The sequence below is a fragment of the Desulfacinum infernum DSM 9756 genome (assembly GCF_900129305.1).
Classification (GTDB): Bacteria; Desulfobacterota; Syntrophobacteria; order Syntrophobacterales; family DSM-9756; genus Desulfacinum; species Desulfacinum infernum.
Genome location: NZ_FQVB01000003.1, coordinates 115,041 through 134,393, shown reverse-complemented (window position 1 = coordinate 134,393; position 19,353 = coordinate 115,041). Strand labels below are relative to the sequence as shown.

Below are 19,353 nucleotides of genomic sequence, written 5' to 3'. Positions count from 1 at the left end.
GAAGGAGCGGGAAGCCATGGAGGATATCAGGCCCTTGAATCCCACGATTCAGCCGGATCCGGAATGGTTCTTGGAACGCCTTCGGGAAGGGATGGCGCGCCGAGGGCGCGTGCGGGATACTCGACTGCCCGAAACTTTGGCCGTGTTGGCCGCGGTGGTGTCGGTGCTGCGCGCCGCGGTGGATGAAGTGCGGGTTCTGCTGGGGGAGGACGGCGAGAAGACGGAGTCCTTCATCCGGGACGTGCGCCGGGTCGGGCGGGATCCGTGGGGGGAGGATCCGCAGGGGCACCTGGCCGACTTCTTGGAGCGATCCCTTGCCCGAACGGACTGGCGCGAACGGGATATGGCGGACATGGCCGTCTCCTACCTTCTGGCGATCCGCGACCGGCTGGACCCGTCAGCGGAAAGATCGCTGGCGGCTTATCAGGCCGTGCTCCAAGACCATCCGGAAGAGCGGGATCGGGCGACGGCCGGGCTTATCGCCGAATCCCGAGGCTGTCTGGGCGGTCTCCTGTGGGCTTACGGCAGATTGGAGGAGCCGGTCCGGGAGTCTCCCTTCGATGAGGCGCAGCTTGGCTGGTTGTGTCGTACCGTGGCCTGGATGACGGGATGTGGCGAGGTGACGGATTCGGACGGAAGGGACCCCTGGGACCAGGGTGCCGAAGACCTGTGGGCTTGGATGCAGAGTGCTTTGCATGCCGCTTGGGACGGTCGGGGCCTGCCCTTTCCCATCAAGGACCTGGAAAAGGCCTCCCTCTACCTGTTGGAAAGGTTCCCGGCGTCCACGCCGCATCATCGACATTTCATTCGATACCTGCTGGAAGAAGAGGACGCCTACCGAAGGATCCTGAAAACCTTTTATGCCTCCGAAGACGTGCGGCTGCGGGCGTTTCGGGAGGAAGCGGCGCGCTTCAACAGACTGCCGGAGCATGCGGCCCATCGCGTCACCTACCAGCCGGATGAGGAGGAAAATCTGGTTCGGGCCGTCTTTTTCAGACCCGATGTGATTGAATGTTTCGTGGCCCGGGAACGCGCCAAGGACATCTATCAGGCCCTTCCGGGTCTGGAATCGCGCGCCTACCTGCCCCGGGTGCTCCATGAAACCCAGGGCCTGTTCGGCTATGTGACCCCGGAGGCCTGCCGGAGGATCACCGAGTGCCTGCAGCTGGACGTGGAGGACGTCATCCGGGCCATCGCCTCCTACAAGCAGTACAGCGCCGATCCTTCGGGGGAAATCCTGATCTACGTGTGTAAGGGCACGGCGTGCTTTCTGCGAGGACAGCCCCATCTTTCCAGGGCCATCGGGCGGGCGATCGGAGCGGGACGCGAGCAGATCGGCGCCTACGGCATCCAATATGTGGAAATGGACTGCTTCGGGGTGTGTCACCTGGCACCGGTGATCCGGGCGGGAAATCGGTTCTACGGGAATCAGAGGCCGGAAGACGTTCCGGGGTTGGTGGAGCGCCTCGTGACGGGCCCGGACTACAGCAATCGGCGTGTCTTCGTCCAGCGTCTTCTGGAGAAGCTCCTTCCGACGCTCCGGAGTGAACCGGTCCAGGAGCTCACCCTGTCCCGGCTGGGGATCATCCCAAAGGATGCAGTCCGCGGGCGCCTGCCGGAAGATGCGTGGGAAGACGATCTGAGGGGGAAGCCGGTGATCCTGGACGGGGCGGGAGGTGTCTTCGTTCCGGGTGTGGGAGCGGGAGATGAAGCCGGCCGGTTGGGCCGACTGGTGATGAATGCGGTCTGCTTTCGCTACGCCGCCCCGTGGCGGGAAACCGCCTACGGCGCCTTGCTGCCCGATGCGCACGGCATGGTTTGCGGAGCGGTCAACGTTCCGGAAGTCTGGGAGGCGGCCTCCATTCAGGGGACTTTAGGACCGGAGGTGGAGGTTCGGGACGGCCAGGTCTATCTGAAGACGGATGCGGGGCGGCTTCACTTGGGGGAGCGGGCGGACCACGTCCTCCTGGCGGAATCGGACGACCATTATGCGCTCATCGTTCTGGAAGACGGGGCGGGGACCGCTCAGGTGCCGACGTTTCCCCGAGAAAGGAGGCAGGGCCCGGAAGCCGAGGAGTTTAAGGCGGGACAGGACCGGGTGGTCCTGGACTATGCCCGCCGGGGCCGACCCCAGGAGATCGACGACTACATGGCGGCGGGAGGCTATGAGACGGTGTATCGGGTTCTGGGCCTTCGAGGAGAAGAGCGGTGGTCGCCGGAACGGATCGTGGAGGAAGTTTCCGCCGCGCGGCTCCGAGGGCGGGGTGGTGCGGGGTTTCCCACCGGCAGAAAGTGGGAGGCCGTGCGCCGGGCCGTATGCCGTGTGGAGGAGCAGGACGGCAACAAGGATCCCGTGAAGCTGATCGTGGCCAACGGCGACGAGGGCGATCCAGGCGCCTTCATGGACCGGACCCTCATCGAGGAAAAGCCGCATCAGGTGCTGGAGGGGATGATCCTGGCGGCCGTGGCGGTGGGGGCCCGCTACGGGGTCATCTACGTTCGAAAGGAATACGAGGACGCGGTGAGGAGGCTGGAAGACGCCCTGTTCCAGGCACGCCGCAAGGGCCTGCTGGGGCGCAATGTCCTGGGGGTCCGGGGGCTGGACTTCGACGTGGAGATCCGGCTGGGAGCGGGGGCCTTCGTGGCGGGAGAAAAGCGGGCGATCATGCGGGCCATCGAAGGGAAACCGGCCGAACCCACCATCAACGCTCCCTCCAACACGGTCCGGGGCCTGTGGGGCAAACCCACGCTCCTCAACAACGTGGAAACCTTCGCCAACATTCCGGTGATCCTGAGCCGCGGAAGCCGCTGGTATGCGTCCTTGGGAACCCCTCGGAGCGGCGGAACCAAGATCTTTTCGGTGGCTGGGATCGTGAAGCGAACCGGCCTGGTGGAAGTGCGTTTCGGCCGGACCCTGGCCGACATCATCGAGATCTGCGGCGGCATTCAGGAGGGAAAAAGCCTTGCCGGCGTGCAGATCGGGGGGCCTTCCGGGGCCATCTTGTCCCTGACCGGGCCACGGGCCTACCTGCTCCACACTCCCTTGGATTTCGACACCTTCAACGATGCGGGAGCCATGCTGGGATCCGGGGGGCTGGTCTTCATCGGCGAGGACGATGATGTGGTGCGCCTGGCCCGCCATTTCACCGATTGGCTCACGGAGGAGTCGTGTGGTCAATGCCCCGCATGTTTCCGGGGCACGGCGGCGCTGGGACGGGTCCTGGACAGGATTCTTCTCGGTGCCGGTGCGGCCGACGACATCCACAGGCTCTGGGCCCTGGGCGATGTGGTCCAGGCGGGAAGCCAGTGCGGCCTCGGAACCACGGCGGCCAATCCGGTGACCAGCGCCCTGCGGTTTTTCCCGGCGGCCTTCCTCCATTATCTGCTGGGAAACCCGGAGATGACCCCGCGGGATCTCTTTGAATGCCTGGAGGCGCTGCGGCTGCTCACCCGCCAGGACGTGGTGCGCGGCGCGGGCAGGAGCCGCCAGGTGGTGGGGGCGAGCTTCACGCTCCGGCGCCATTTGGCTCGCTTTCTGGTGGAGGAGTTGGAACGCATGGACCGGTACCGGCCGAGCCATGAGAAGAGGACCGAGCGCTTTCTGGATCTCCTGGGCCTGTCTCGATGGGAGGCGGGAGAGCGGGAAGTGACGTGCCAGTGGACCGAAGCGGCCTGATGAAACGGCCTGCTTCGGAAAACATCCCGACCGGGTGGAAAGGAGGGGGGTCATGACGGAAAAGGAAAGGAGCTATCTCAACGCTTTCCGGCAGGTGGTGCGGGCCGTGAGCGCCACCCTGGACGTGGGGGAGGTGCTGGATCTTCTCGTCCAAACCCTGCCCCAGGTGCTGGACGTGAAGGCGTGCGCGGTTCGCTTGCTGGATCCCAAGAAAAGGACGCTGGAGCTGGTGGCGTCCCACGGGTTGAGCGAAGCCTATGTGCACAAGGGCCCCGTGGATGCGGATCAGAGCATCGCCGAGGCCATGGAAGGAAAGACCGTGGTGATTCGAGACGCCGCCACCGACCCCAGGGCCCAGTACGGGGAGGCGGCCAAGGCCGAGGGGATCTCGGGCATCTGTTCCGTCCCCCTGGCGGTGAAGGGGAGGATCATCGGCGTGTTGCGCCTCTACACGGCCGAGCCCAGGGATTTCGACGAGGATGAGATCCGATTCGTGGAAGCACTGGGGGAGCTTGGGGCCATCGCCATCGAAAACGCCCGGATGTACGAACGGCTCAAGAAGGACTACGAGGAGGTCATGGCGGACGTTTTTCGGTTCGTGGGCTACCGGCGGAGCCTCTGAGTTTCAATTCCCAGCGGAATGGTCGACATAGCACATTGAAAGGACAAAAAATTCAAGATATTGTGCGAATCGTCCGAAATCAAAAAGTAGGGTCTCTGGGGCATTCCCATCGACGGGCTTATGGGAAAGGTGAGGGCCATGGCCGTAAAGACAGCCGCGGGGCAAGCTTCGGACGACTTCGACTTTCGTAAGGCCGAAGCCCGTTCTCTCCCGAAGGAACTGAACCTGCGGGAGCTCGGATACGTGCCGTTCCGATTGGAATACCTCTTTTCCGAATATCCTGTTCCGTGTGCCCTCTACGTTCCTGTTCTCGTTCAGGGAGAAGAACTTCCCAATTTCGTGAAGGTCCTGGACCCGGGCCAGCTTTTTTCCGAAGATTGGCGCCTGAGACTTCTGGACGAGCAGATCACCGTCCTATACGCTGAGGAGGGAGATCTGGAGGCCATAGACGAGTACTTCAAGGAGGTCGTGGAGGCCGCTTTGGAGGACTCGTGGCTGGGCATGCAAGATCAGGCGGCCATGCTTCGGGCGTACGGCGCCTTCTTGGCCGAGGGCATCTTCGAGGATCCTCACCACCCGGACACCTTCGAGGCGGCGGCCTGGTGGGCGGATGCGACGGCCAGGTTCCTGTTCCAAAAGTCACCTGGAGCGGCGGTTCTCTATCGTCTCTTCTCGAAAAACTATCAAGCCTACCTGCATAGCGTGCAAGTGTCCTTGCTGGTGATGGCCGTGTGCAGGGCCATGGCGTGGCGGAACCAGGATGTTCGGGATGCAGGCGTGGCCGCCCTTTACCACGACATGGGGAAAGCCTGGGTGGATCCCCGGATTCTCCACAAGCCGGGCTCTCTCACGCGCGAGGAGTTTGCCCACATCCGCCGGCACCCCCTACAGGCCCACGAACATCTGAAAAAGATGGGGTGGATGAACGCCAATCAACTGGAAGGCGTCCTGTCCCACCACGAGTCCATGGACGGGACGGGCTATCCCCACGGACTCAAAGGGACCGACATCCATCCCTATGCCCGCGTGATCCACGTGGTGGACTGTTTCGATGCCATCACCACGGACCGCCCCTACCGGCTTCGCACCTCCCCCTACAGGGCCTTGAAGCTCATGCAGAATGAGATGAGGCTTTCCTTCGATCACCACATTCTGTATAAATTCATTCAATTCCTTGGTTCATGACCCTAGCCGGTACGCGCCGTCGCCGGCGTTTTTTTTCACCACAGTCAGGAGGGGCAGGTGCGTTATGAGGCGTGTGAGTATCTACGACACCACGTTGCGCGATGGAACCCAGGCGGAGGACTTCAGCTTGTCCTTGCCGGACAAGATCCGGGTGGCCCTCAAACTGGACGACCTGGGCATTGACTACATCGAGGGGGGATGGCCGGGATCCAATCCCAAGGATCAAGGCTTTTTCGAGGAGATTCGGAACTACGAATTGAAACATGCCCGGATCGCCGCCTTCGGTTCCACCCACCATCCCGGCACCCGGCCGGAAAAGGACGCAAACCTGCGTTCTCTTTTGGACGCCAAAACCCGGGTCATCACCCTTTTCGGGAAGAGCTGGACGATCCATGTGAAGGACGCTCTCAAGATCAGCCTGGAGCGCAACTTGGAACTCATACGCGACAGCCTGGCCTACCTGAGACCCCATGTGGAAACGCTCTTTTATGACGCGGAGCACTTCTTCGACGGGTTTCGGGCCGATCCGGAGTATGCCCTGACGACGCTGGAAAAGGCCGTGGAGGGCGGAGCTGAATGCCTCATTTTGTGCGACACCAACGGAGGCAACCTGCCGTCCTTCATCGAGGAAGCCATGCGGGCGGTTCGGGAACGCTTCCCCGGCGTTCCTTTGGGCATCCATGCCCACAACGATTCGGACCTGGCCGTGGCCAATTCGTTGAAGGCCGTGGAGATGGGCGCCGTGCAGGTGCAGGGGACCTTCAACGGGGTGGGGGAACGGTGTGGGAACGCCAACCTGTGCTCCATCATTCCCAACCTGTGCCTCAAGATGAACGTGCCCTGCCTGGAACCCGACAAGCTCAAGAAACTGAGGGCGGTCAGCCGGTTCATCCTGGAGTTGGCCAACATGCCTCCCAACCGGTACCAGCCCTACGTGGGCCGGAGCGCCTTCGCCCACAAGGGAGGCGTACACATTGCCGCGGTGGAGCGCAACCCGGCCACCTATGAACACATCGATCCCGAGCTGGTGGGCAACCGTCGTCGCTTTCTCATCTCGGAAGTGTCCGGCAAGGCGGCGGTGCGCTACAAGGCCGACGAGTACGGCATTTCCCTTTCCTCCACGGACCCGGTGGCCCTGGAGGTGCTCAAGCAGATCAAGGAACTGGAGTACCAGGGCTACCAGTTCGAGGCGGCGGAAGCCAGTTTCGAACTCCTCATCAACCGGGCCATGGGACGGTCCAAGCGCTATTTTGAACTCATCGGCTTCCGGGTGGTGGATCAGAAGCTCAGCGAGGAGGAGGAACCCGTCTCCGAGGCCACGATTCGGGTGCGCGTGGGAGGGCAGGAAGAGCATACGGCCGCCCTGGGACACGGTCCGGTCAACGCCCTGGACAACGCCTTGAGAAAGGCGCTGGAAAAATTCTATCCGGAACTCAAGGGCGTGGAACTGAGCGATTACAAGGTGCGGGTGCTGCCCGGCAAGGAAGGCACGGCCTCCAAGGTCCGGGTGCTCATCGAATCCTACGACGGCAAGGAACACTGGGGAACGGTGGGCGTTTCCCATGATATCCTGGAGGCCAGCTGGCAGGCCCTGGTGGACAGCATCAATTACAAAATGTACATGAGCGAAAAGGAGAAAGGCGAAAGCCGCAAGGATACATAGCGGCGGGCGGGTGCAACCTTCCTGCCGAGACGGCGATCATCATGGCCGTTGCCGGGGAGAGGCTGGCCGAGAACGCGGGTGGGATGTAGGGACGGTTCGCGAACCGCCCCTGTGAGACTACCGAGGGCAAGATCACGGAAAGCTCGGGTGATTTTTTGCCGTTGTGAGATTAGCGGGTGGGGATAAACCGCGCCCTACGAAGGCGGAGGAACCTGCTGCGTAGGGGCGGGCTTTACGCCCGCCCGCCAAAATCGCGCCATGGGAAGGAATCCTCCTGTTCGGCAAAGGGATTCCCGATGACGGCTTTCGGCTTCAAAATGCCGGGGGATTTCCTCTCCGTTTAGAGGCGCGGGGCTTCAGCCCCGCGGAGAAGGGTCATCGTGATCCCGTGAAGCGGCAGGCAGACCCGCTGGCCTCACCGACGTTCGGGGCCCTTCCGCAGCCCTGAAGGGCTGCGTTGCGAGGAAACCGGTCATCCCTGGCCTTATCGGACAGGCACTAGTTGATCAAACTCTGGGTCGGAGCGGGGATGCGCCCTCCCAGCTTGATAAAGCCCGAGGACAGGTCGCCCTTGGGTGCGGGCATGATGACGGCCTCTCCCAGAAGGCCCCCGAAATGGGCCTTTTCGCCCGCCTTCTTGCCCGGTACGGGGATCAACCGGGTGGCGGTGGTCTTCTTGTTGATGACCCCGATGGCCATCTCATCGGCGATGATCGCCGCCAACGTTTCCGACGATACGTCGCCGGGCAGGGCCACCATGTCCAAGCCCACCGAACAGACACTCGTCATGGCTTCCAGTTTTTCCAGGCTCAGGAACCCTTCCGCGGCGGCTTGTGCGATGTTCAGGTCTTCGCTTACGGGAATGAAGGCGCCGGAAAGCCCGCCCACGTAGCTGCTGGCAAAGGCGCCGCCCTTCTTCACCGCATCGTTGAGCAGGGCCAAAAGAGCCGTGGAGCCGGGAACCCCGATGCTCCTGAGCCCCAGGCTCTGGAAGATCTCTCCCACGCTGTCGCCCACGTTGGGCGTGGGCGCCAGACTCAGGTCCACCACCCCGAACGGGATGTCGAGCCTGCGGGCCACCTCCCGGCCGATGAGCTCGCCCACACTGGTCACTTTAAAGGCCGTGCGCTTGATGATGTCCGCCAATTGGCCCAAGTCCAGAGAGGGCTGGGTGCTCCGAGCCCTGTCGATGGCCTTTTTCACCACGCCGGGGCCGCTCACGCCCACATTGATCACGGCGTCCGGTTCCCCCACGCCCAGATAGGCACCGGCCATGAAAGGAATGTCCTGGGGGATGTTGGCAAAGACGCAGAGCTTGGCGCACGCGATTCCGTCAGCGTGGGAGGTCTTGGCGGCGGCCTCCTTGATCGTCTGCCCCATCAAATAGACCGCGTCCATGTTGATGCCCGCCCGGGTGCTGGCCACGTTGATGGAGGCGCAGACCCGTTCCGTTTGGGCCAACGCCTCGGGGATGGCTTCAATGAGAGAGAGATCCCCCGTGGTAAATCCTTTCTCCACCAAGGCGCTGAATCCGCCGATAAAGTCCACCCCCGCTTCCTTGGCGGCCTGATCCAGCGTGTGCGCCACGGCAACCATCTCTCGGCTGTCGAAGGGGGCCGCCGCCACGGCGATGGGACTCACGGCGATGCGCTTGTTCACCACGGGTATGCCGTATTTTTCCCCCACCTCATTGCAGGTGTCCACCAGCCGTTCCGCCAGCGAGAGGATCTTGCGGTGAGCCTTGCGGCAGAAGGATTCCACGTCCTGGGCCGCGCAGTCGAAGAGGCTCACTCCCAGCGTGACGGTGCGCACGTCCAGGTGTTCGTTTCGGAGCATCTCCAGTGTGGAAAGGATCTCGCGATCGGATAACATGGCTTCGGTCTTCTCCCGTTCTCAAGATATCCGGCAGGCAAGCCGGTCCTAATGGGCGGAGGGAAAACCCCCACCCCTTTAAATGCGGTGAATGGCCTGAAAGATGTCCCGGTGCTGCAGGCTGAGATCCAGCCCCAGTTCCTCGGCACGGTCCCGCAGAGCCTTTTTGAAAGCCTTCTGATCTATTTCCAAAGGAATGTCCACCTCGTAGATCATCACGTTCCGGTGGGGATCCGTCCCTCCGCGGAAGGCGGCCCGAAGATTGGTGATGTTCACACCGAACCGGGCCATGACTTCCGTGATCCCCGCCACCAGCCCGACGCGGTCCGGACCGATGGTGATGACCACAAACGGCTCGCGCGGCGGAGGCTCGTAAACAGGCTGCGGACTCACGGGGCGCACCAAGGCAGCGAGGCCCAAAGGGGCGAGCCGTTCTTGCAGCCTTTCATGCAAGGTTTCCAGGGAAATCTCTTCGGGGATGCCGGCGATGAAAACGCCCGCAAAAACGGATTGCAGGATGGTTTGGCTCACGTCTTCAATATTGCATCGGTTTTCGTACAAAACCTTGGAAACGGAAGCCACGATGCCCGGCCGGTCCGAACCCAGAACGCAGATGACGACCTTGTCGGAATTCATGAAGTGCTTTCTCCCGTCACTGGAGACTCTAGTCGATATGGTTCCCCACCGTTCCCCACCTAACCAAGGCGACCGGCGAGGGCGCGCACCCTCGCCTAATCGGGGATACCGACGCTATCGCCGAGCGCTCCGCAAGTCAATGCCTACTTTGGCATCGGAACAAAGTTGTCACTCGACTTTACGGGTCTTATTGTGTCTAATTGATAAATAATGTGCGACCATTTGATGAAGAAATCCATTGCGTTCGATCCAGGATCACAAGCCGTCCAACGGGAGGAGGGGTGAGCCATGAAAATTCTGCTGGTCTATCCCCAAGTCAGCGAGACCTTCTGGAGTTTCAGACACGCGCTCAAGTTGGCGGGCCGGAAGGCCGCCTTCCCCCCACTGGGGCTTCTTACCGTCTCGGCGCTTTTGCCCGCGCACTGGGAGCGGCGGCTGGTGGACATGAACGTGCAACCTTTGGAGGACCGCCTGATCCGATGGGCCGATTACGTCTTTGTGAGCGCCATGATCGCTCAGCGCAAGTCCACTCAAGAGGTGGTGGCTCGCTGCAAGGCTCTGGGCGTTCCGGTGGTGGGAGGGGGGCCCCTTTTCTATGGGTACGCGCAGGATTTCCCCGAAGTGGACCACCTGGTCATCGGCGAGGGAGAAGCGATCATCCCGGAGTTTCTGCAAGATCTGGAAGCTGGAACGGCCCGAAGGATCTACCGTTCCGATCTTCATCCGCCGTTGGATTCCACGCCGCTGCCCCATTGGGATCTTATTCGGCTCAATCAGTACGCCAGCATGGCCGTCCAGTATTCCCGGGGATGCCCTTACAATTGCGAATTCTGCGACATCATCGTGCTGAACGGCCGTCGGCCCCGGACCAAGTCGCCGGAACAGATGATCCTCGAACTGGAAGCGCTCCATCGCCGCAAGTGGCGAGGCTCGGTCTTCATCGTGGACGACAACTTCATAGGCAACAAAAGCCGGGTGAAGGAGGTGCTGGAGGAGATCATCCGGTGGCAGGAACGGATGGGGCGGAAATTCAGCTTCTATACGGAGGCTTCCGTGGACTTGGCCGACGATCCCGAACTCATGGATCTCATGGTTCGGGCCGGATTCAACAAGGTCTTTCTGGGCCTGGAGACTCCGGAACCGGAGAGCCTCAAGGAATGCGGCAAGGTCCAGAACCTGCGCCGCAGCCTGGATGAGTCGGTGCGCATCATCCAGAATCACGGATTGGCCGTGATGGGCGGTTTTATTATCGGATTTGACAGTGATCCGCCCGACATCTTTCAACGACAGGTCCAATTCGTGCAATCCACCGGCGTGGTCACGGCCATGATCGGGCTTTTGACGGCGGTGCCCGAGACCCGGCTCTACAAGAGGCTGGAACGGGAGGGGCGCCTGCTATTCAAGGCCAGCGGAGACAACACCAGCACCGAGGGAACCCTCAATTTCGTGCCCAAGATGGACAGAGAGAAGATCCTGGAGGGATACCGGTGGGTCATGGACACCATCTATTCCCCCCAGATGTATTACGAGCGGATCAAGGCCTTTTTGGAAAGCTATCAGCCCCGCGCCAAGGCGGTTCTGGAAAAGAACGATCTGGTCACACTCCTGCGCACCCTGTGGTATCTGGGGGTTCGGGATAGCAAGGAAGCCAGAGCCTGTTACTGGAAGGCAATGAAGGACGCGCTTTTTCACTACCGGAAGTCGCTGGCGGATGTGGTGACCATGCTGGTCTACGGTTATCATTTTCGAAAACTTTTCTGGTCCGGATCCTCCGAAGAGAGCGGAACATAATCGGTGGGAGCCTTTGATCGGGTTTCTCTGTCATGGCGCTCCCTGCGGGCGGGGATAACCCCCGCCCCTACAGGGTCTTGTCTAAATCACCGAAGCGCTCTTCCAGGCTTTTGGTCCCGAAGACAAGACGGAAGCTTCGGGCGGTGACGTCCCGGATTTCGATGTGGATGTCCACCCGCTCGTCGGGAAGATAGCCCCCCAGCCTTTCGGGCCATTCCACCACGGCGGCCCCGCTTCCGAAGAGAGCCTCTCGCCACGGAAGCGTCTCCAGTTCGTCCACATCTCCAATGCGGTAGAGGTCCAGGTGATAGAGGCGGACTCGACCCTCGTATTCATTGATGATCGTGAAGGTGGGGCTCGTCACCGGAATCTCTTCGGGAACGCCCAGGCCTTGGGCGATGCCTCCTGTGAGGAAGGTCTTCCCGGCTCCCAGTTCTCCCCACAAAGCCACCACGTCCCCGGCCCGGAGGCGCTCCCCGATGGCCCGGCCCAAGGTACGGCTGGCTTCCGGACAATCCGTGGTGATCGTCAATTCCTTCATGATGTCCTTTGAGTTGCTCCAAAGCTTTTGGGTTCCGCTATGCCCGTCCGGCCGGGGCTTCGCACCTGGACCGGGAGGTCGGGGCGAAACATGATTCGTCCAGGCATGACGCCTGTTTGCAGTGTGCAACGCCGCCTGCACCGGCAAGGCCCAAGTCTCTCCCATGGTCCAAGGACCTTGCCCGAGAACGTCAGGGATGTCCGTTTTTTTATAGCCTAAACTGAGCGATTTTTTCTTCGGGTGTCTTTTACACCGCGTGATTAGCGGGCGGGGATAAACCCCGCCCCTACCCAATGGATCCGTGCCCTTTTGTAGGGGCGGGCTTTACGCCCGCCCTTCAGAACCTGTCCATGAGAAAGAATCGTCCAATTCAGGTATAGCGCAGCCCTTTAGGGCTGCGGAAGAGCCGTCGGTTGTCGGACGGGCCATCCGGGATGGGCTCCACTCGCTTCAAGGGGTTACGATGGCCCTTGCCCGCGGGGCTGAAGCCCCTCGGCTACGAAAGAGGTCGGGTCCCTTGTCGATGGATGAAGGGTGCCCCTTCTCGGACAAGGTCCCAGTCTTCTCGGCCAGGCTCCTAGTCACCTCCTCTGGTGTGGGTCATCGTCAGCCTGCAGGTGCGATGATCCAGGATCCTCCGTTTCCAGTCTTCCGATCAGTCGGGGGATCACGGGTAGAAGATCCGTTGCGATGAGCCCGCGGGACGTGGCGTTTCCGGAGGCCTCTTCGGCGGCCAGCCCATGGAGGTAAACGCCCAGGCAGGCCGCTCGGAACGGCTCCAGCCCTTGAACCACCAGGCCTGCGATCATCCCCGTGAGGACATCTCCCATGCCTCCGCTGGCCATGGCGGGGGTTCCCGTAGTGTTCACCGCCAGTCGGCCGTCGGGGGCAGCCACCAGGGTGCCATGGCCCTTCAGGACCACGATCACGTTGTGTCGGCGGCTGAATTCCGCGGCCACATCGAGACGGTTCTTCTGGACCTGGGGGACCGAAAGTCCGGCGAGCCGTGCCATCTCGCCCGGATGGGGAGTCACGATCACCGGCGAGGATGCGTTTTGGAGCGGAGCGGGATCGCGGGCGAGGATGGTCAGTGCGTCTGCGTCCAGGACGAGGGGAACGGGGCTCTTTTCCACCAGCTCTTTCAGAAGGGCCTGGGTTCCCTCGTGGAGGGAAATGCCGGGGCCCGCCGCCAGTGCTTCCTTATCGGCCAAGAACTCCAAGATGGTCTCGCGAGCTGCAAGCGATACGCTTTGCGCTTCCGTTTCCTCCACGGGGAGGGTCATGGCTTCCGTGAGCTTCACCTCCATCACGGGGTTGAGGGAGCGCGGCACAAAAAGGGTGACCAGTCCGGCCCCCACCCGCAACGCGCCTTCACACACCAAGGCGGCCGCCCCCGTCTTGCCCGCGGACCCGGAAAGGACGCACAAGTGCCCCGCGCGACCCTTGTGGGTGTCCGCCGGCCTTGGAGATATCCAGGACGAGCACAGCCCCCGGTCCAGGAGCCACCTTTGGATCCCGCTGGATGCCGTCACGGCGGGTGGAATGCCGATGTCCACCACCTGAACGCGTCCCGACCGGGCGGGGCCCTCACCCATCACGTGCCCGACCTTGAGAAGGCCGAAGGTGGCCGTGGCCGTGGCCTTGATGGCGGTGCCCAACACTCGTCCGGTTCCGGCATGCAGACCCGAGGGAACATCCACCGAAAGGACGGGTTTGCCGAGGGCATTGACCGCGTCGATCACCTCTCGGTAGAGTCCCCGCACCTCGCTTTGGAGGCCGGTTCCCAGAAGGGCATCCAGGATCACGTCGGCCTTCTGCACGTGGGCGAACTGCAGGGCGAAGTCTTCCCTTTCGTCCCAGTGATAGACGGGAATCCCCAGACGATGGAGGATGTTGTAGTTGATCAGGGCGTCGCCCTTCAGTCGATGGGCGGGGCGCAGACACACCACGCGCACCGGAGCCCCTTTGCCATGGAAGATCCTCGCCAGGGCGAATCCGTCTCCGGCGTTGTTTCCCGAACCGGCCAGCACGACGATGTGCCGACGGGCCAGGTCGGGGATCACGGCTTCGAAAAAGGCTGCGGCGCCGCGCGCCGCATTTTCCATCAGGACAATTCCCGGGATGCCGATCTCTTCAATGGTCTTTCGATCCAGTTCAGCCATTTCCGAGGCGGTTGCCAGGAGCATGGTGTTCGGCCTCCTCACCGTCCGTGACGTGGGGATCGGATGTTCGGCTGCTGTCCGTCGGATCGCCTTCCAGGACCACCACCGCCGCGCCGTAAAGGCCGTCGTCGGTGAGGCTCACGTGCCACGATCGAACGCCGCGTTCTTCCACGAATCGGCGAGCCCGTTGGGAAAGGACCACGTAGGGTCTTCCGGCGGCGTCGTTTCTCACTTCCATGTCCCGCCAGTGCAGAGGGGCCCGGATGCCCGTGCCCAGGGCCTTGGCAAAGGCCTCTTTGGCGGCGAACCGCATGGCCAAGCACGGCACCTGTGCGGCCTTGGCGCTGCACGCCTGCTGCTCCTGCGGGGTGAACAGGCGGTCCAGGAACCGGGCCCCCCAACGCTGAAGGCCCGCCCCGATGCGATCCACCCGCACCAGATCGATCCCTATACCATAGACTGCCATGATCCGGTCACCAGGGCGATCATCTCCCGAACGGCCCTTTCCAGTCCCACCAGAACGGCCCGGGCGATGACCGCATGGCCGATGCTGAATTCCTCGATTTCCCGGATGTTTCGAAGCCACAGAATGTTCCGGTAGTCCACGCCGTGTCCCGCATGGACGGCGAGGCCCAGCTTGGCGGCCAGTTTGGCGGCGTTTTCCACCCGCTCGAACTCTTCCTGCCGGCGGATATAGGTGGCGGCCTCCGCAAAGGGACCGGTGTGAATCTCCACACAGTCCGCTTCGATCTTGTGGGCCGTCTTGATCTGTTTGGGATCCGGGTTGATGAAGAGGCTGACCGGAATTCCCCCCTGATGGAGCACCTTGATGACTTCGCGCAGATTGTCTTCATAGAGGACCACGTCCAAGCCGCCCTCGGTGGTCAGTTCCTGTCGTTTTTCGGGAACCAAGGTGACGATGTCCGGCTTGATGCGCAGGGCGATTTGAATCATTTCCTGGGTTGCGGCCATTTCCAGATTGAGACGCGTTTTGACCGTCTTGCGAAGGATCTCCACGTCCCGGTCCTGGATGTGGCGCCTGTCTTCCCGTAGATGCACCACCACGCCGTGAGCTCCTGCCAGTTCCACCAGCGCCGCCGCCGTTACAGGATCGGGCTCGGGGGCCAGCCTCGCCTGTCTCACCGTCGCCACGTGATCCACATTGATGGCTACCCGTGCCACTTCCTAATCCTCCTTTTCCCGTTTCCCATAAGGGGACGAAGTCTCATACCACGCAAACCCGCCGGGATCGTGCCCCAAGAGCGCCAAAAGCTCCAGGGTTTTGCGGTCCATTTCGCGGGCCTCTTCCGGGTCGGTGTGGTCGTAGCCGACCAGATGAAGGACGCCGTGGATGAGCAGCAGGTCCAGCACGGCCTCCAGGGACAGGTTGTGTTCGTCCGCCATGGCCCCCGCCGTTTCCACAGACAAAACCACGTCTCCCAGCATCTGCGGAGCGACGTCCCCGAATTCCCCTTCGCCCATGGGGAAGGAAAGCACATCGGTGGGTTCGTCCACACCCCGGTATTGGGAGTTCAATTCCCGGATGGTCTCATCGTCCACAACGGCGAGGCTCAACTCGGCGTCACTGCAGCCCAAGGCGCTTAAGATCCGCTCGGCCGCCTGTTCCATTCGCCGCCGGTTTATCCTTGTCCGGCTTGGACTCACGCTGATTTGAATCTCCGCCATGGGTCTTTCCTTTGCCGGTTTGCCCGGGCTGGCCGGGGTATTCGATGCGTTTGTGATGCACTGTGGCCAGGATCTGGTTGAAGTGCTTGGCGATCTGATGCAGGTCCTTGAGGGTGAGTTCGCATTCATCCAGCTGGCCGTCGATGAAGGCGTTGTTGATCAACCGGTTCACCAGGCCTTGGATCCGAGCCGCGGTGGGTTCCGTCAGGGACCTGCAGGCGGCCTCCACCACGTCCGCCAGCATCACCAGGCCCGCTTCCTTGGTCTGAGGCTTGGGGCCGGGGTATCGGTAGTCCTCGATATCGATGGGGGGCAGCTCGGCACCCTTGGTGTTCTGCGCCTTTTCGCGGGCGTCCAGGGCCTTTTGGTAGAAATAAGAAATGAGGCTCTTTCCGTGGTGCTGGCTGATGATCTCCATGATGGGCCGGCCGAGCCGATGTTTCTTGGCCAGTTCCACGCCTTCCTTGACGTGGGAGATGAGGATGAGGCTGCTCATGGACGGGGCCAGTTTTTCGTGGCGGTTCTCTCCATCCAGCTGGTTTTCGATGAAATAGAGCGGTTTCTTGATCTTGCCGATGTCGTGGTAATAGCCCGCCACCTTGGCCAGGAGGCTGTTGGCGCCGATGGACTTGGCGGCCGCTTCCACCATGTTCCCGACGATCAGGCTGTGATGGTAGGTGCCGGGGGCCTGAATCATCAGCTCCTGCAAAAGGGGCTGATCCATGCTGGCCAGTTCCAGAAGCCGAATGTCGGTGGTGTAGCCGCATAAGAGCTCCGCCAGCGGCGTGAAGCCGGTGGCCAGCACACCGGCGATGATGCCGCTGAGGAAGGCCAGGAAGGAATTGGTGAAGAGCGCGGGCGTGGACGGACTTTCCTGGAAAAGGGCGATGAGGATGAGCACCGTCACGTTGGCCAGCCCGGTGAGCAGGCCGGCCTTGATGGGCACCAGGCGGTTCCGGCACGGGTTCACCCCGTAGCTTCCCACCAGGGAGCCGATCAGGGTGTAGGTGAAGATGTGAAAATCCGTACCACACAAAAGCCCCACGAACACGGCCAGCGCAAAGGAAAAGAAGACAGCGGTGGTGATCCCGAAAAAGATGCTCGACAGCATGGCTCCGGCGGCCATGGGCAGGGCGTAAAGAAGGCTCCTCTTGTCCAGATAGGCCAGGCTGGATCCCATGGAGGCGTTGATCCAATCGGCGCACCTGCCGAGGGCCACGATGATGAGCAGGATGGTCGCCAGAAACAGGTAATCTTTCACGTCCAGCCGGACGGACGGCACCCTGGCATCCACCACATGCCCCACCACCCCAAGGAAAAGGCACAAAAACAAGAGGATTCCGACGAAGGCCAGGACGCCGTCCTGCTTGGGACTGCTGTCTGCGTAAGCCTGGAGCCTCCTCACGTCCTCGGGGTGCAGCCGTTGTCCTTCGCGGATGAGCATTTCGTTCTTCTTGATCTGGATGTACACCGGCTTGACCGCTTCCGTGGCGGCGTCCTCAAAGGCCGCCGTCTCCAGCGGGTTGTAAAACAGGGTGGGCTCCAGAAAAGATCCCGCCAGGGAAGCCAGGGACCGGGCCAGCTCCGGATCGGGTTCTTCCTTGCGAATCCGCTGGACCAGATCCCGCCGCGCACCCTCCACATCCGGGAACCGCTCAATGGAGGCGACACGGAACTCTTGCAGGGAAGGGATCTTGCGAATGACGATGGGACCTGTCTTCAGCTTGAACCGTCTTTCCGCCTCCACCTCGGGAGGGGCCTGGCTGGCGAGAATCCCCTGGGCGAGGGATTCCCGAATCCAACGCAGAAGGTTCTTCTCCAGCTCCGGTGAAAAGCGGTGCTCGGCCAATATGGAAAAGTCCTCATCGCGCACGGAAACCCCAAGGGTCGTTTGAAAGGTCTGTCTGTCCGGAACGGCCGGAGGTTTTCCTGATTCGGTCGAAGGGATCCGGCCTTGGGAGTGCAGTTCTTCCCACCGGTCCGGGGCCAGCCCCATGGTGAGGGCCCTTTGTGCCTCGTGGATCTGCCGGCGCATGAGGGCGAAGGCTTTGGAAAGCCGCACCGAAACCGTCTCGTAGGCCTTTTCATGTAGATCGAAGACCAGCGGCGCCCCTCGCCTGGCGGCTTCTCTCTTGCGGGCTGTGGCCTCCTCGTCCGGAAGGAGAAAGTCCCGGTCCGCCTTGACGTTGCGGACCGCCACGTCCCCCGGCTGGTAGGCGGGTGTGCGGGTAAGAAAGGAGGGGGTGATGAGAAGGGCCGCGAGGAAAGAAAAGGCGACGAGCAGGAGGACTTTCGCATGATGCGGGTCCGCCCCCCACCTGCGCGGAGGCTTGGGCGTCTCCAAGCCCTCCGGCTTCCGTCGTCTCGCTTCCGGTTTCTTCTCTTTTTCCATGGTCCCTCGGCTCCGGTCTTTCAGGCTTCCGGCTTAACGCTTCGACCTTCCGCCGATTCATAGGCCTCGATGATGTCCTGGACCAGGCGATGTCGGACCACATCCACATTGGAAAAGAAGACGAAGCGGAGACCGCGGATGCCCTGGAGCAGCTCCATGGCTTCCACGAGACCCGAGGGCTTGTTGTCGGGCAGGTCGATCTGGGTCACATCCCCGGTGATCACGGCCTTGGAGCCGAGGCCCAAACGGGTGAGGAACATCTTCATCTGTTCGCTGGTGGTGTTCTGGGCCTCGTCCAGAATAACGAAGGCCTCGTTCAAGGTGCGTCCCCTCATGAACGCCAGAGGTGCCACTTCGATGGTTCCCCGAGCCAGAAGCCGCGACGCCTTTTCGAAGTCCATCATGTCATGAAGTGCATCGTAGAGCGGCCTCAGGTAGGGATTGACCTTCTCCGCCAGGTCCCCCGGCAGAAAGCCCAGCTTTTCACCGGCTTCCACCGCGGGCCGCACCAGGATGATGCGCCGTACCTGGTCCGCGCTGAGCGCCGCCACCGCCATGGCCATGGCCAGGTAGGTCTTTCCGGTGCCGGCGGGCCCGATCCCGAAGACGATGTCGTGGGTCCGGATCGCTTCGATGTATTCCTTCTGCTTGATGCTCTTGGGTGTGATCACCCTCTTGCTGGAGGTGACAAAGACCTTGTCCAGGAAGATCTCGTGGAGCTTCCGGTTGATGTTCTCACTGAGGATGCGGATGCCGTAGAGAACGTCGTTGGCATAGAGAGGGTAGCCTTTGTGGACCAGCCCGGCGAGTTCGTCCAGGAGCCGGTCGGCCAGCTCCACGTGGGCGCGGTCCCCGGAGAGGGTGATCTGGGTGCCGCGCAGGTGGAGTCGAAGGTCCAGTTGCTTTTCGATGATCTTCAGGTGAGCGTTGCGTTCCCCCACCAGAACCTGCAGGACCTGGGGATCTTCAAAGACCTTCGTGTGCGTCCAGGGCTGATCGGTGCCGGTTTTCGCTGCCAACAGGCGGTCTTCCTTTCTTTGTGGACTTGGGAAACGATGGCCCCATGCCGAAGCAAGCCACAGATAACACTCCCCGAGGCGTCTGACAATAGGCACGGCTTGCAGGCA

Annotated in this window: 14 protein-coding genes; 5 read left to right on the top strand and 9 right to left on the bottom strand. The window is 61.9% G+C overall.

Annotation, left to right across the window (positions count from 1 at the left end):
• Positions 1–16: 16 nt before the first annotated feature.
• The 4 genes from BUB04_RS20040 (at position 17) to cimA (ending at position 7,146) form a co-directional block, all read left to right on the top strand.
• A complete protein-coding gene (locus tag BUB04_RS20040) occupies positions 17–3,676 on the top strand; it encodes an NAD(P)H-dependent oxidoreductase subunit E (RefSeq protein ID WP_178371857.1) in 3,660 nt (1,219 codons plus the stop codon).
• Positions 3,677–3,728: 52 nt separating this feature from the next.
• Positions 3,729–4,298 carry a GAF domain-containing protein gene (locus tag BUB04_RS00635; protein WP_073035959.1) on the top strand — a complete coding sequence of 190 codons (570 nt, stop codon included), beginning with the start codon at positions 3,729–3,731 and terminating at the stop codon, positions 4,296–4,298.
• 138 nt (positions 4,299–4,436) lie between these two features.
• The gene (locus BUB04_RS00630; protein WP_178371856.1) at positions 4,437–5,483 is read left to right on the top strand and encodes an HD-GYP domain-containing protein; all 1,047 of its coding nucleotides are present in this window, start codon (positions 4,437–4,439) and stop codon (positions 5,481–5,483) included.
• Positions 5,484–5,547: 64 nt separating this feature from the next.
• Entirely contained in the window at positions 5,548–7,146 is a 1,599-nt protein-coding gene (cimA, locus tag BUB04_RS00625) for a citramalate synthase (protein WP_073035955.1), read from the top strand.
• A 498-nt stretch (positions 7,147–7,644) separates the two neighbouring features.
• On the opposite strand, the gene BUB04_RS00620 is transcribed toward cimA, so the two are convergent.
• Both BUB04_RS00620 and BUB04_RS00615 read right to left on the bottom strand, forming a co-directional pair.
• Entirely contained in the window at positions 7,645–9,018 is a 1,374-nt protein-coding gene (locus tag BUB04_RS00620) for a PFL family protein (RefSeq protein ID WP_073035953.1), read from the bottom strand.
• Positions 9,019–9,096: 78 nt separating this feature from the next.
• On the bottom strand, positions 9,097–9,654 hold the full coding sequence (locus BUB04_RS00615; RefSeq protein ID WP_073035951.1) for a glycine cleavage system transcriptional repressor: 558 nt from the start codon (positions 9,652–9,654) through the stop codon (positions 9,097–9,099).
• 288 nt (positions 9,655–9,942) lie between these two features.
• Between BUB04_RS00615 and BUB04_RS00610 the strand changes: the two genes are divergently transcribed.
• Positions 9,943–11,445 (top strand): B12-binding domain-containing radical SAM protein, encoded by a 1,503-nt coding sequence (locus BUB04_RS00610; protein ID WP_073035949.1) that lies wholly within the window; start codon positions 9,943–9,945, stop codon positions 11,443–11,445.
• A gap of 67 nt (positions 11,446–11,512) precedes the next feature.
• On the opposite strand, the gene tsaE is transcribed toward BUB04_RS00610, so the two are convergent.
• The 7 genes from tsaE to BUB04_RS00575 all read right to left on the bottom strand — a co-directional run bounded on the left by tsaE (position 11,513) and on the right by BUB04_RS00575 (position 19,245).
• Positions 11,513–11,986, bottom strand: coding sequence for a tRNA (adenosine(37)-N6)-threonylcarbamoyltransferase complex ATPase subunit type 1 TsaE (gene tsaE, locus BUB04_RS00605; protein WP_073035947.1), 474 nt, complete (start codon positions 11,984–11,986; stop codon positions 11,513–11,515).
• A 581-nt stretch (positions 11,987–12,567) separates the two neighbouring features.
• On the bottom strand, positions 12,568–14,172 hold the full coding sequence (locus BUB04_RS00600) for a bifunctional ADP-dependent NAD(P)H-hydrate dehydratase/NAD(P)H-hydrate epimerase (protein WP_073035945.1): 1,605 nt from the start codon (positions 14,170–14,172) through the stop codon (positions 12,568–12,570).
• Positions 14,141–14,614, bottom strand: a complete 474-nt coding sequence (gene acpS / locus BUB04_RS00595) for a holo-ACP synthase (RefSeq protein WP_073035942.1) — start codon at positions 14,612–14,614, stop codon at positions 14,141–14,143. Before acpS ends, BUB04_RS00600 begins: the two co-directional genes overlap by 32 nt.
• On the bottom strand, positions 14,596–15,330 hold the full coding sequence (locus tag BUB04_RS00590) for a pyridoxine 5'-phosphate synthase (protein ID WP_073035940.1): 735 nt from the start codon (positions 15,328–15,330) through the stop codon (positions 14,596–14,598). Before BUB04_RS00590 ends, acpS begins: the two co-directional genes overlap by 19 nt.
• 3 nt (positions 15,331–15,333) lie before the next feature.
• Positions 15,334–15,777: an rRNA maturation RNase YbeY gene (gene ybeY / locus BUB04_RS00585; protein ID WP_084075799.1), complete on the bottom strand. Its 444-nt coding sequence runs from the start codon at positions 15,775–15,777 to the stop codon at positions 15,334–15,336.
• A complete protein-coding gene (locus BUB04_RS00580) occupies positions 15,731–18,226 on the bottom strand; it encodes an HD family phosphohydrolase (RefSeq protein WP_073035938.1) in 2,496 nt (831 codons plus the stop codon). The genes ybeY and BUB04_RS00580 overlap by 47 nt, the downstream gene beginning before the upstream one ends.
• Before the next feature lie 20 nt (positions 18,227–18,246).
• The gene (locus BUB04_RS00575; RefSeq protein WP_245795088.1) at positions 18,247–19,245 is read right to left on the bottom strand and encodes a PhoH family protein; all 999 of its coding nucleotides are present in this window, start codon (positions 19,243–19,245) and stop codon (positions 18,247–18,249) included.
• Between the last annotated feature and the right edge of the window lie 108 nt (positions 19,246–19,353).